Annotated in this window: 10 protein-coding genes; 4 read left to right on the plus strand and 6 right to left on the minus strand. The window is 57.4% G+C overall.

The genetic code is table 11. The features are described from left to right. The first annotated feature begins 15 nt into the window (after positions 1-15). Positions 16-294: a hypothetical protein gene (locus HMPREF3169_RS13215; RefSeq protein WP_201040650.1), complete on the plus strand. Its 279-nt coding sequence runs from the start codon at positions 16-18 to the stop codon at positions 292-294. Here HMPREF3169_RS13215 and HMPREF3169_RS01815 read toward each other — a convergent pair. Together HMPREF3169_RS01815 and HMPREF3169_RS01820 are read right to left on the minus strand one after the other, a co-directional pair. Continuing rightward, a complete protein-coding gene (locus tag HMPREF3169_RS01815) occupies positions 213-1,397 on the minus strand; it encodes a Fic family protein (protein WP_235591005.1) in 1,185 nt (394 codons plus the stop codon). The genes HMPREF3169_RS13215 and HMPREF3169_RS01815 overlap by 82 nt on opposite strands. A gap of 228 nt (positions 1,398-1,625) precedes the next feature. Then, positions 1,626-4,982 carry an exonuclease domain-containing protein gene (locus HMPREF3169_RS01820; protein ID WP_070455531.1) on the minus strand — a complete coding sequence of 1,119 codons (3,357 nt, stop codon included), beginning with the start codon at positions 4,980-4,982 and terminating at the stop codon, positions 1,626-1,628. 306 nt (positions 4,983-5,288) lie between these two features. On the opposite strand from HMPREF3169_RS01820, the gene HMPREF3169_RS01825 reads away from it, so the two are divergent. Continuing rightward, entirely contained in the window at positions 5,289-6,683 is a 1,395-nt protein-coding gene (locus HMPREF3169_RS01825; RefSeq protein WP_062044349.1) for a GntP family permease, read from the plus strand. 50 nt (positions 6,684-6,733) lie between these two features. Here HMPREF3169_RS01825 and HMPREF3169_RS01830 read toward each other — a convergent pair whose 3' ends face one another. From HMPREF3169_RS01830 to HMPREF3169_RS01840, 3 genes are all read right to left on the minus strand, one after another. Next, complete coding sequence (locus HMPREF3169_RS01830; protein ID WP_070455572.1) at positions 6,734-7,204, minus strand: gluconokinase; 471 nt, start codon at positions 7,202-7,204, stop codon at positions 6,734-6,736. A gap of 62 nt (positions 7,205-7,266) precedes the next feature. Further along, on the minus strand, positions 7,267-7,677 hold the full coding sequence (locus tag HMPREF3169_RS01835) for a hypothetical protein (RefSeq protein WP_223197716.1): 411 nt from the start codon (positions 7,675-7,677) through the stop codon (positions 7,267-7,269). A 111-nt stretch (positions 7,678-7,788) separates the two neighbouring features. Next, the gene (locus HMPREF3169_RS01840; protein ID WP_148132089.1) at positions 7,789-8,037 is read right to left on the minus strand and encodes a hypothetical protein; all 249 of its coding nucleotides are present in this window, start codon (positions 8,035-8,037) and stop codon (positions 7,789-7,791) included. Positions 8,038-8,168: 131 nt separating this feature from the next. Here HMPREF3169_RS01840 and HMPREF3169_RS01845 point away from each other — a divergent pair, with 131 nt between their 5' ends. After that, positions 8,169-10,139, plus strand: a complete 1,971-nt coding sequence (locus tag HMPREF3169_RS01845; protein WP_061920884.1) for a fructose-specific PTS transporter subunit EIIC — start codon at positions 8,169-8,171, stop codon at positions 10,137-10,139. 42 nt (positions 10,140-10,181) lie between these two features. Here the strand turns inward: HMPREF3169_RS01845 and HMPREF3169_RS01850 are convergent, their stop codons facing one another. Beyond that, positions 10,182-10,733: a hypothetical protein gene (locus HMPREF3169_RS01850; RefSeq protein WP_061920882.1), complete on the minus strand. Its 552-nt coding sequence runs from the start codon at positions 10,731-10,733 to the stop codon at positions 10,182-10,184. Between the two features lie 525 nt (positions 10,734-11,258). Between HMPREF3169_RS01850 and HMPREF3169_RS01855 the strand changes: the two genes are divergently transcribed. After that, a complete protein-coding gene (locus HMPREF3169_RS01855) occupies positions 11,259-12,626 on the plus strand; it encodes a hypothetical protein (RefSeq protein ID WP_061920880.1) in 1,368 nt (455 codons plus the stop codon). Positions 12,627-12,761 lie beyond the last annotated feature (135 nt).

A 12,761-nucleotide genomic window follows, 5' to 3' on the forward strand; every position in this document is an offset into this window, starting at 1 on the left:
CTCGCAAGGCGATGAGTGGCTGGCACATCAAATGTATTGGCATGCGATGCCGGCGACCTCCTCGATCCCGTGGATCCAGAGTGGGTTGTCGATGCTGTGGTCAACGACGACGGCCAGCTTGTCATCGACGGCATCAACATCTTCGAGACCCTCGATGAAGCCGCCGAGTCCTTGGGCGTAACCAACCTCAGCAGCGAAGATTTCTGGGCTCGTCACTCTACGAGCCCAAGCCACGTCAATCCCGGCGCGGTAAGTGCCGTAACGAGCGGGCGCCGCGACAAGAACTCGACGTAGCCCATGCTCTCGAGCTCGGCAATCCCTTTACGCGCGGTCTGCTTAGACACTCGGACAACGCCGGCTACCTCGTCCAAGCTCAGGCCAGCACGTGGACCAAAAAGCGCGACCTGTCCAAGCAAGAATGCGATTGACAATGCCAGCTCGCTTGCAGCTCCTTCGCTCTCTAGCGCACGCAGGCTCTGTTCCAGCCTATTCAGTCGGTCGCTTCTTTCCTCGAGGGAGGACAACAAACGGGCCTGGGCAGCATTGACCATCGCAGCCATATCCTCGACAAAGAAAGTCAGCTCACCATAGTTCATGGGGTCTTCTGCCGTAGTGAAGGCATCGTAGTAGCGCCTCTTCTGCCTAAAGATTTCCGCCGAGAGCGACAACGCTGTCGGGGTAGAAAGTAGCCGTGATAGCCGAATGCTCAGGAGGAATCGCCCCATGCGTCCGTTGCCGTCGTAGAACGGATGGGTATGTTCAAACATGAAGTGCTCCACAAAGGCCGCGAAGAGCTGAACCCCGCGAGACTCATGAACAGAATCGAGCATCACCTCGAGGCGCGCCCGAATGGCGGACTCGCCCCGTGCGCCCGCATGAAGCTCACGCACTCCATCGTTTAGCGAAACATCACCAGTTCGGAAGAGCTCGCCATCGGGCACATCGGCTTTGTCTACTTCTTCGCCGACGAGGGAGTCGTACAGCGAGCGAATCTCAGACAGGTTTGAGGGAAAACCCAATGGTGGAAGGTCATCTCGCCCCAAAAATTCGCCGGGGAGGGCCAAGTATTGCCGCACCATTTCCCGGAATCGTCGCACTGGCGCGCCTTCCGACGCCTTTCCCATGCTGCGTTCAGCCTCAACCGCAGCGGCGACTTCTTTGCGGGTGGAGGAAATGTTCTCAATATCGTTGGTCGCCTTTATTTCATCGACCACCAGCTCGTGAAAATAGTGTTCCCTAGCCGTCACTGGAAGCTTCTGCCACAACGCAGCAATCTGAACCTCTTGGCGCCAGACGCGCTCCACCCTTTCTGCGAGACCACGGGTGTGAACGTAGAAAAGCCCGTGCTTGCCCACCTCATAGGGCCAGGTAAAAGCAGCAGGACTTGAACGCCGCACACGGAGCTGCTCAGCAACAAGCTCCCTGCCACCGCTCGTAGCACGATAAAACACCTTTTTCAGTGGTTCGTATTTTTCCACAGGCATTACACCGCCTAAACGTTAAAAATCGCGATTTTTGTAATTAATCTACCCCAAAAACTCGCCTAAAATGAAAAATTCGCCCTTTTTAATCTTAAGCAATGCACGGGACTGCGTTATTTCACCCCCCTTGCTCCATGAAATCCCCTAGAGCTCCTGAATAAGGTCAGCGATCTCGTCCTGGTGGCGATGACGGAAGACCGCCACCGTTCGCCGGCGCGGCGCCTGCGGGCTCAGTCCCAGTATCTCGTTAACTCGAGCTAGCGAATCTTCCGTCGATTCACCAGGCTGCATCAGCGTGCCGTCAAGTCCCACGAAGTCATAGAGGCGAGCCAACCCAGCCTCATGATGCTGGACAGCAGGTGCGATCGAGACATCAAAGGTCCTTTCTTTGCCCAGCTTGAGCCACACCCGCTGGCCCTCGCGGACACCGAGCTCGTCGAGGAACCGCTTTATCGTTGACAACGAGACTTGCTTAAGACGATTGACACGAACAAACTCCTCACCTAACCGGCTACTCAGCGCACAGCTCTCGCCCACTTTTACTCCGTAGTACGCAGCAATGGGCGCGGGCACAGCGAAGCCGCTGCCACGCAGGTGGTCCTTGTTAACTGTCAGCAAGAGGTTCCACTCGCCGTCACGGAGATAGGCATCGCGGGCATCTGCGATATCGCCCTCCATGACGTTTCCAGACTCATCCACTCGTGCAATAACCATGCCGTCGCGAGTCTCAAAATCTCCATTGGCCGCATATTGGCGGATCGAGAGTTCTGAAATTCGCAATCTCTCTGCCTGCGCTAGCAGCTCATTCAAAGCAATCGCAGGGACTTCCTGCGAGGAGCCTGCGGCATCGACAACCGTATGAGTTCGGGTGCTAGCGGCCAGGCGCGTAGAGATCCAGCTAGCAATACTCTTGAATTCCTCGTGTCCCCACTCCGTCAGCGCCCATTGATCGGCAGAGACTTTTGTCAGACGAGGGTCAATGGAGAATTGATTAGAAGCAGACCGTGGGCTGCCGCCCCCGAGGGTATCCATGATCGCCTCTGCAGTCATCGGCTCACCGTTTATAGCAAGCACGCTCACAGCACGGTCTTGGTAGCTGCCGACCTTTGTCAGCACGTAGTTGTCCAAGACTGCGACCTTAAGTTCATCGTTGGTCACGATGTACTGCTCCAGCCGTTCCGGCGTAACTTCTAAGCCCACGGCGAGTTCATCAATCCGAACAATACCGTGGTCGTCCGCCAGCGTTGTTAACCTCTCTGACAAGGCCTGAGTGAAGCCATTGAACACCAACCAGCCGTTAACAACTTCCCATTGCTTGCCAATGCCCGTGAAAATTTCACCGAACGTTGCGTCAAACCCTGCTGGCTTTCGTACGAGATCAGGTAGCTCCCTTCGGAGCTCATCCACAGGCAAGATTGGACGGGCACGCTTACCCACAGCCGCCACGACTTCTTTAAAGAGAGCACTATCCTTCTCAAAATCTTCCGCCAATTGTCGCTCCAACTGACGGATCCTCTCGCGCGTGAGACCAAACGCGGTGCCGATGGAATCCAACGTCGCCCCACCAAGCCACCGGCTGCAAACGATTCCGCGTTTGCGTTCATCACCGTCAATGGCTCGATCGAGCTCATCCACGGCGCGTTGGAACAAAGCCCGCACTGGGGATTGGTGCTCAAGGTGTGCAGTAATTATGGGGACCTCGGCTGCGACGGCACTTGGTAACGACGCAACCTCTACAACCGCGCCATTTAGCTGTGCCCACCCGATGTACAACGCGGCTTGGTCCAACGCACGGATTTCTTCGGACGTTCGACACAAAAATTCAGCAGCACGCCCCGCGGAGTCATCATCGCTAAAAGGATTGTTCCCCAAGGGGATGTCACCATAAGGGTTCTCCGCTGCGCCAATGCTATCGATCACCGCGGCATTTCCGCTGTCACTGGCTGCAAGAACCACGGCTTCCACCATGGCCACAAGCTTGTGTTCGCCTACTCCTGGAAGATCACGCAAGTCCTCCACGGTTGCCTCCAGCGGTTGCGGGAACCGCGCAAACCACTGTGTGTACCCGCTCTTGTAAGAACTTTGCACCTCGATCTCACTAAACGGCGTCAACTGGGGTGAGAGCTCCAAAAGCTTCCGTCTTGGGTGCTTGGCGCACCACTCCACCGCCAATGCCTTTGTGCCAGTGTGCGCACTTGTGCCAGAAACGCCAGTGCTCCACGGGAAGATCCCGTAGGTTTCTGTCAGCTCAAGTTCAGCAGGCTGTGCCGACAGGTCCTGCTCCACGAGTTGTCCGCCCCCAGACATATTGCCCAACAGACGAGCAAAAGCCGTCTCACCAATAATTGGGACGCCGTACTCCCTGGCCTTGCGCGCCTTTCCACTCATGGAGTCAGGGTTCGCAGCAACGAGTAGCACGGACTTCTTCGTCACGCCGCCGACACTTAGCCCTACTGCCATTGCGCGACGTTCCCATTCTTCTCGGGGAAGATCGAACTGCCCCGTAAACGTCACTCTGTCCCCAGCAGACAGGCTGATACCCAGTTCACTTTCCCCTCGCTGCGGTGCCGCAAGGAGTGCCTCGGCGGTATCGGCAGGCAGCCCCAGCTGCTCGTTGAGCAACAGCAGCGTGGCACGTTCTTCCTCTGTCACCTCACCATCAAGCCAAACCTCCACGGCGAGCTGCCGGATGAATTCTTCATGAATACTCATCACGTCATTGCTCGTGAGACCCTCCTGCTGCGCTTGGTTCTGCAGCTGAGCAATTTCAGACTTGGAAAGTTCCTTATCTACCAACGCTGCCGCGAGCAGTTTCTTGTACTTCTCCGCATCTCCGGAGCCTTCAGGTGCTGCAGTATCTGCCAGGCGGACCAGCCATTCACCACGCTTGTGCGTCAAATCTTCTGCCAACGCGGTGCGAGGTAGAAGCGCGCCGCGGGCAGGAAACTCCTGCGGTGGGAGGGTAATTGCTCTGCTGCTTATCACCACATCAGTCCCTTGGCTAACCAGCCGGGCAAACAGCTCTGCAGTCGCCAGTGCATCTGCCAGTGCCGAGTGCGGACGGGCATTTGTAATCCCAACAACTTCCAAGGCGTGCTCAAGGGTTGCACCCTCGCCTGGATACGTCTGTTGGAACAACCGCTTGGTATCAACCACCCACGCCCCGTAGTTGGGCCACGCCACCCCTAAACTAGAAAACTCCCTCTGCAAGAACCGCGCCTCGAAAGGCGCATTGTGTGCGACCACCGTGCGCCCGTTGAGAAGTTCGAAGAATTCCCCTGCGACTTCGCCGAAAAGGGGCGCATCCACAACGTCAGTCGTTGTGATGCGGTGAACGAATGAGTTCGGAATATCCCGCTGCGGCTGCACCAAGGTCTCCCACGTTGACTCCACCTCCCGGTTGTGGTCCAACAGAACAACACCTATCTCGATGACTCGATCAGTCGAGCCAAAGCCTGTGGTCTCGAAGTCAACGACGGCGTATCGCTTAGGGGCAACCATGGGGCCTTCCTTCTAGCTTGTTGGATCAATGCGTTGAGCTACTCAATTGCGCTGCACACCACATCATATGTGTCGACATGTCTCGAGTCTGTCGGCCTGGCCCAGATCGGTGTCCTAAATAAATGGAATCGTCGTCATCGTCCTCCTTCGAGGTAGCGCTGACGCTTAGGTTCCAATTTGAGCTGCACGGTACGAAAGTCACATTTGAGTGGTTATATCCACGCTTATTTCCGATGATAATCTGACTCACAACTACGGCTTGACAGCAAGGCCGTAACTTAAGAAAGGATTAGTTCCATGGACGTCATGGAAACCTGGGAGCCGGTGCTTACAACCGGCCCTCTGCTGGGGATAGCAGCTGCCGCGGTTGCCTTGATTCTGGTCATGGTGATCTACTTCAAGGTTCACGCATTCATCGTGTTGACCATAGTTTCTACCCTGACTGCGCTTATTGCCGGTATCCCTCTTGAAGGCGTAGTACCGACGCTAACCAAGGGCTTTGGTTCAACGCTTGGTTCCGTTGCGCTGTTGGTTGGTTTGGGCGCCATGATCGGGCGCTTGGTTGAAACCTCCGGTGGCGCTAAATCGCTTGCCGACGCCCTGGTTAAACTCTTCGGCGAAGATAAAGCACCGTTTGCGCTAGGCGTTGCCTCGCTCATTATGGGTTTCCCCATCTTCTTCGACGCTGGCTTAATCGTGATGCTGCCGGTGATCTTCGCAGTGGCGCGGCGTCTTAACGGCCCGGTTCTCGCCTACGGTATTCCCGCGGCCGGCGCGTTCTCAGTAATGCACATCTACCTTCCGCCCCACCCGGGTCCTGTCGCTGCCAGCGAATTCTATGGCGCTGACATCGGTCTCATTTTGGTCTTCGGCCTGCTGGTCGCGCTTCCTACGTGGTATCTCTCCGGCTACCGCCTGGGCCTGCACTTGGGCAAGAAGTACCCCTTCGTTGTCGGCGATATTTTGACCGGCGAACGCGTGGCGGATGAAAAGCTTCCGGAAAAGCCAGCTTCACCGGCGACGGTCATCGGAATTCTTCTTATCCCAATGCTCCTTATCTTTGGCAACACCGGCTTGTCGGCGCTTTCCTCCGCCGGTCACATTTCGGGCGATGCCACCTGGGTGAAATTCTTCATCTTCCTAGGCCAGACCCCCATCGCACTGCTCATCACGGCGATTGCCGCGATGATTGCGCTCGGATTCAAGCGCGGAATGGATAAGACGGCGATCGAAAAGACCATGGAGTCTTCCCTGGGGCCGATTTGCTCAGTGGTGCTGATTACCGGTGCCGGCGGCATGTTCGGCGGCGTGCTACGCACTTCTGGAATCGGCGATGCTCTGGCTGATTCGATGGCAGGCCTCGGCATTCCTGTCATTCTTGCCTGCTACCTCATTGCGGTCGCGCTACGTCTTGCGCAGGGTTCTGCCACCGTGGCTCTTACTACTGCAGCAGCGCTCATGGTCCCGGCTGTGGAAGCAGCAGACTACTCTGCAGTGCAGCTTGCTCTTATCGTGCTTGCCACCGCCGCGGGTTCGGTTTTTGGCAGCCACGTCAATGACTCGGGCTTCTGGTTGGTCGGCCGCCTCATGGGCATGGACGTGGCAACCACGCTGCGCACGTGGACCCTCAACCAGGCACTCGTTTCCTTCGTCGGCTTCGTCTTCGTGCTTATTATCTTTGGGATTACTGCAGCGCTTTAGCCCCAGTTAGCCTCAGTCCAAGAAAGCCAAGCCACAACGGTTTAGGGCATCTAGCCCCGCAGATACCTCGCTGCTTCGGCAGCTAGTTCTGCGGGGCTTTGTGCTACGTCGAGCACTATCCCCGGCTCGTCCTCACCCAGTTCCTCTAAAGTTTCGAACTGCGATTGCAAAAGCGATACCGGCATGAAATGGCCTGCACGGTTTTGCATGCGTTCCAGCAAAAGCTCGTAGCTGCCGTGCAGATGAACGAAAACCGTGTCAGGCGCATGGGTGCGAATCAGATCCCGGTACGAACGCTTAAGCGCTGAGCATCCCACGATGGCGCCTTCGGTTTGCCCCTGCATCCACTGCCCGATTGCTTCGAGCCAGGGCCAGCGGTCGGCGTCGTTAAGCGCGTGCCCCGCGGACATCTTTTCGATGTTGGTGGCCGGATGCATGTCGTCGCCGTCTCTAAAGGCGAGACCAACCTGGCCTCCCAGCAGCTGCCCCACCGTGGATTTCCCGCAGCTGGACACTCCCATCACGATGACGTGTTTATGGGCAAGTTCCGTGTTCACCTTAGTAGAGTTCACAGCCTTCAAGCCTAGTACTGCGGGGTGAAGTTGATACGTTCAATCTCCGCTCGCGCGGCCGGGTCCAACATCGCGCACAATCCGCCGACCACGTAACGGACTCCGGGAACCGTGGTGGAGGAACCCACGCCTTGCACGCAACGATCAAAGGCAGGCAAGCCGATACCGGGTGCCGGCGAATTCATCGAATAGAACGACGCTGCCATCGCCGCACCGCGATTGCTGTTCAGCGCATCAGAGGAACCCTTGATTCCCTGCCACAAGACTGCCCCAACCGGATCAACTAGGAACTGATGCTGCTCCTCCGGCGTCAACGCGGCAGCCTCTGGCGCAGTCGCACCCACGCCACCACCACTAACCACGCCAAGGGACAAAAGCCCAACTGTCAAAGCACGAGCACAAACACGAGAGAACTTATTCATAAACGCAACCTACCACGCTAATCAGTTGCACTAACGGGCTTTTCGGCAGAAATAACGCAGCACCCCAAGACCTCACCCAAAGGCTGCCTTCAGCGTTGAATTCAATGGAAGCTACTCGCCCTTTTCAGGCTGTCGATTAGCTATAACCTGTTGAATCATCACGAGCTCGACTCCTAAGATTTCGCCGGAAGATGACACATCCACAGCACCAGCAATAGATGCTGGATCGTCACTGAAAGATAGTGGAATTGAGTACTGATATTCGCCGACATCTTTATCATCAGTGCGTTTTAGCGTAATGCCTACATCGTCGAATACGCCTGACAAGTCCAATTTGTCGCCCTTTTTGATCATCTTCATTTTCCCTTTCCCAATTAGCACGTACATCCGAAACACTATCGCAATTCAGTTCCCTCTTCCCTCGCTTCAGTTCTCAGGCCAAATACCACCGCCGCTAGATTCCCGATTCCCCGTCCTGTTAGATCACATTTATGAGTACATCGCAATCAAGGCCGAGGCTGCTTGCCATCACGGCCTGCCCAACGGGAATCGCACATACCTACATGGCGGCGGAAAACCTTGAGGCCGCGGCGCAGAAGCTGGGCTACGAGCTTAAGGTGGAAACCCACGGCTCCATCGGAGTCGAAGGGAAGTTTTCGCAGGCAGACATCGATGCGGCAGACGCCGTTGTCATCGCGGCGGATACGGTGGTAGCTAAGGACCGCTTCGTCGGCAAGCGGCTCGTAGCTACCGGCGTCGACGAAGCCATTAGCCGCCCGGAGGAGCTACTGGGCCGTGCACTGGAGGCAACGGCGCTAACTACAGCTGAGGCCCGGCGTGACTCCGCCGAGAGCGCCACCCCGGCGGGAGGCCGCACAGAAGGTACTGCCGATTCGGGTCTGCGCGGCTTTGGCCAGACGCTGTATAAATCCCTGATGAATGGCGTGAGCCACATGATCCCCTTCGTAGTCACGGGCGGTTTGCTCATCGCGGTCGCGCTGTCCATCGGCGGCACGCCAACCCCGGAGGGCATCGCCATTCCGGAAGGCAGCTTCTGGTTCACCATTAATCAGCTAGGTGCCCTGGCGTTTTCTTTGATGGTGCCGATTTTGTCCGGCTACATCGCCGTGGGCATTGCGGATAGGCCGGGCCTTGCACCGGGACTTATCACCGGCCTTATCGCCACGACGGGTTCGCTCTACGGATCGGATGCGGGTGCCGGATTCATTGGCGGCATCATCACAGGTATCTTGTCCGGCTATGTTGCCCTGGCCATCAAGAAGATTCCAGTGGGCAAGTACGTCGCGCCGATTTGGCCGATTATTGTCATTCCGATTCTCACCACGCTCATCGTGGGCCTGGCGTTCATCTACATCATCGGTCATCCAGTCGCCGCTGCCTTCGAGGCAATGACGGAGTACCTCGCTGGCATGCAGGGTTCCTCCGTGCTCATACTCGGCGCTGTCATCGGCGCGATGATTGCCTTCGACATGGGCGGGCCTTTCAACAAGACCGCCTTCCTCTTCGGCGGCGGCCTCATCGCGGCTGGCAACGCGGCACCGATGGGCATGGCGGCAACGGCGATTGCCGTGCCACCGCTAGCCGTCGGCGTCGCCACCTTGGTTCGCCGCAGCTGGTTCAACAAGGCCGAGCGCGATTCCGGTATCGCCGCCCTTTTCATGGGTATGTTCGGAATTACCGAGGGCGCGATTCCGCTCGCCGCTGCTCGTCCGCTGCAGGTCATTCCGGCTAACGTCATCGGCGGTGCCGTCGCGGGCGCCATCGCGGGACAGCTCGGCGTCGAGGATCACGTCATGCACGGCGGCCCGATCGTGGCGCTGCTGGGCGCCGTCGACAACGTTGGCGGATTCATCATCGGCCTGGCGGCCGGCATTCTTGTCGACGCCGCGCTTATCCTCCTGCTCGTCGGTATCACCGCCAAGAAGGGTGCCGCGGCGTCGGAAGCAACTCCTACTGAAGGCGCCAGCGATAGCGATGCCCTGCTTCTTCCCGATACGGTCGCGCTTGAGACCACGCGTGGTACCAACCGCGAGGACATCATTCGCGAGCTCGTCGCTTCCATCGCAGCCACCGGTCGCGCTTCCGACGCCGAAGCGCTTGTCGACGCCGCACTAGCCCGCGAAGAGCAACACTCCACCGGCGTCGGCAATGGCGTTGCCATCCCGCACGCCCACACTGCAGGGGTCACGCGCCCAACCTTGGCTTTCGCCCGTCTTCCCAAGCCCGGCATTCAGTGGGCCGAGGGCGAGGAGGCAACCGACCTAGTATTCCTGATCGCTGTTCCGGAAGGCTCCGGCAATCAGCACCTCAAGATTCTGTCGAAGCTGGCCCGCCGCCTGATGAAGGAAGATTTCCGCGCACAACTGCGTGCTGCGGGCACTCGCGAAGAGGTCATCGACCTGGTGGGCGATGCAGTCGCTGTTCCCACCCCGGCGCAATAGTTCTTGAACTAAACGCTAAATCCCCCGCTTAGCGGGTGCTCGTCACGCTACTCGATCTCCCCATAGCACCCGCAATTCCTCAGTCGCCGGCCGCCAGTACGCAGCTTGGGCCGCAGTAAATTCCTTCAGCAAGTGCCCGCCGCTGCGTGCAGCGGTGCGGGTGGCCTCGTTCGTAGCGGCATCGAGGACGTCGATATAGCGGCCGACCTCGTCGCGCGGGATGCGAAGTCCCATCGTTATATGCGGGGTCCAGCGGGCCCCTCGTGATTCAGGATTGGCCGCGCTAATCTCCCGAGCGGCCGCTTCGAACTCATCGGTTGTTTCCAGAAGCCAAGCGATTGATTGCTTCGAGCGCGTTCCGAATACTACGGTTCCCACCCGTTGAAAAGTTGCTGGCAATAGCGGCGGAAGCAGTTCAGCGGCCAGTTCCACTGCCTCGGGGGCCATGGATTGGGCGAAAGTAATAGTGATGTGCGGGCGCTGATTCTGGCGTGGCAGGCCACGCCGAACGAGGTCGTCGAATAGCTCGGCGATGGCCCGTTCTTGCTCTTCAGAAAGATAAAGCAAGAGGTTTTCTGGGGATTTGGCGCTCATGATTTCAGGTTATGGCATTTGAACTATTAAGGTTGACTGGTTTCCAAATGCTGTTAGCCGAGCACATAAGCCCGCATGGTGTTATCCTCACCACTGGGCGCGATAAGCCACGTGACAATACATCCCAGTCATTAATTTGCACAGGCTATCCCAAGGTGAAGCGCGGGGCTGAGCCAGCAAAACGGATTTTCCGCCTTTCGAGGACCGCCATTTAGCCATTTTCCACATAAGGATCACCCCTGAAAGTAATCATACTTTAGTTTGTGATCGTTCGGACAAGAACACTTTTCGCACGATGTAGTCCTAATTTGGAAAATTCCCAGTCAGCGTTAATTTTCCACCGAAGCTGTTTACAGCGTTCATGACACTTATGTGAATTTCTATCTTTAATTGTCAATACATCTCTATCGTGCGTCACTGAAAAACAGTCGCTAGCGTAGGTCTTCGTCACGCACCGCCAACGTATTCGCCGTGCGTAACTCGCCAAAAATACGTCCACCTCCAGTCGTTCGAGGAGAACTAAACATGTCTATCCGTCGTCGCTCCGCCGGCCTGTTCGCCGGCCTTGCCATCGCCGGCAGCACGCTCATGATGCCAGCAGCTAACGCTGAAACCATCACCGAGTCCTACCCAGAGACTCCGGCCATCAACGCCAAGCTGCCAATCATCCACACCACCCACGGCTCAGATCACAAGAAGGCTAACGTCCTTAACCCGCGCCCGGTCTGCAACCCATGGGAAGACCACCGCACCGTTGTCTACAAGGCAACTGACACCTTCATGCCAGCTGGCACCATCTCCACCACCAACCAGACTAAGAAGGACATTCCGCTGCAGCAGAATCTGTCCAAGTCTCAGTCCATCCAGCTGGAGGTCAACGGCGACCGCACCAGCACCACCTCCATGAACTTGGGCGGCGACGTCTCCGGCAAGAACTCCAAGGGCTCCGCAGGCATCTCCCACGAGATCGCTACCAAGCTCGGCGCTTCCGCTTCCTACTCCCTGTCCTGGGAGGCTGGCCAGTCCATCGGACCTTACGACGTTCCGCCAAACCACACCGGCGAAGCAACCTACGGCTTCCGCGTTCTGAACATGACCGGCACCCAGCAGTACTGCAAGACCAACGGTACCTGGTCCACCCCGACCGCTTGGTCCGCACTGCAGCCAGTCAAGAACGAGGTTCGCGTCAAGCTGTACGACGACCTCGCTGACTCCTTCGCTCCTAACAAGGACGCACAGAACACCGAAGAGGTTAAGCAGGAGGACAAGGATCCGAAGGCTGACGCTGAGGTTGTCAAGGACAACGAGGCTCCAGTAACCGAGGCACCTGTTTCCGAGGCTGAAGCTAAGAAGGAAGAGGAAGCTGACAAGGCAAAGCTCGAAGAGGTAAAGAAGGACGAGAAGTCTGACGAGAAGCAGAAGCTCGACCTGAAGCCTTTCTTCACCACCTCCGGCGCTAAGCACTCCGGTTTCGCAGGCACCGTTGCTCTGCAGCTGGAAAACGTTGGCTCTGACCGTTACTACGGCACCTTCCCTGCAGTTCAGTACCGCGTTGACGTGAAGACCGACAAGGGCCCGAAGGGCGTTGACCGCCTCATCACCCCACGTTCTTCCAACGGCGCTCACATCCGTGACCTGGGCTTCAACGAGAAGACCTCCACCCGCACCTTCGAGGTCACCCTGGCTAACCCAATCAACGCTGGCGAGAAGGTTCGCGTTGCAAACCTCGACTTCGGCGATGGCGACACCAAGGAAGGCCGCATCCACAACTACATCGAGGTCACCCAGATTGGCCGTCTGGAAGGCGACAACTCCCAGGCTAACGACCAGAACGTTGACTCCCGCAAGGCAACCGTCAACGACTTCGGCAAGCAGGTTAAGGGCACCTTCTAAGCCCTGCAAGCATCCGCTGCTTAGATAAGCCGCTCCACATCTTCCTTCAGCTCCCTTCTCAGGGGCTGGAAGATAGGGAGCGGCTTTCCCAGTTTTGCGCACGCCCATCGGGGTCAATCCAGCACAATTTGCCAA

The organism is Corynebacterium sp. HMSC08C04 (genome assembly GCF_001807495.1).
Lineage (GTDB): Bacteria > Actinomycetota > Actinomycetes > Mycobacteriales > Mycobacteriaceae > Corynebacterium > Corynebacterium simulans.

Excerpts from the sequence above, each read along its gene's own strand:
- HMPREF3169_RS01820 (WP_070455531.1), bottom strand. The coding sequence starts at position 4,982 with ATGGTTGCCCCTAAGCGATACGCCGTCGTTGACTTCGAGACCACAGGC.
- HMPREF3169_RS01825 (WP_062044349.1), top strand. The coding sequence starts at position 5,289 with ATGGAAACCTGGGAGCCGGTGCTTACAACCGGCCCTCTGCTGGGGATA.
- HMPREF3169_RS01830 (WP_070455572.1), bottom strand. The coding sequence starts at position 7,204 with ATGGGAGTGTCCAGCTGCGGGAAATCCACGGTGGGGCAGCTGCTGGGA.
- HMPREF3169_RS01835 (WP_223197716.1), bottom strand. The coding sequence starts at position 7,677 with ATGAATAAGTTCTCTCGTGTTTGTGCTCGTGCTTTGACAGTTGGGCTT.
- HMPREF3169_RS01840 (WP_148132089.1), bottom strand. The coding sequence starts at position 8,037 with ATGAAGATGATCAAAAAGGGCGACAAATTGGACTTGTCAGGCGTATTC.
- HMPREF3169_RS01845 (WP_061920884.1), top strand. The coding sequence starts at position 8,169 with ATGAGTACATCGCAATCAAGGCCGAGGCTGCTTGCCATCACGGCCTGC.
- HMPREF3169_RS01850 (WP_061920882.1), bottom strand. The coding sequence starts at position 10,733 with ATGAGCGCCAAATCCCCAGAAAACCTCTTGCTTTATCTTTCTGAAGAG.
- HMPREF3169_RS01855 (WP_061920880.1), top strand. The coding sequence starts at position 11,259 with ATGTCTATCCGTCGTCGCTCCGCCGGCCTGTTCGCCGGCCTTGCCATC.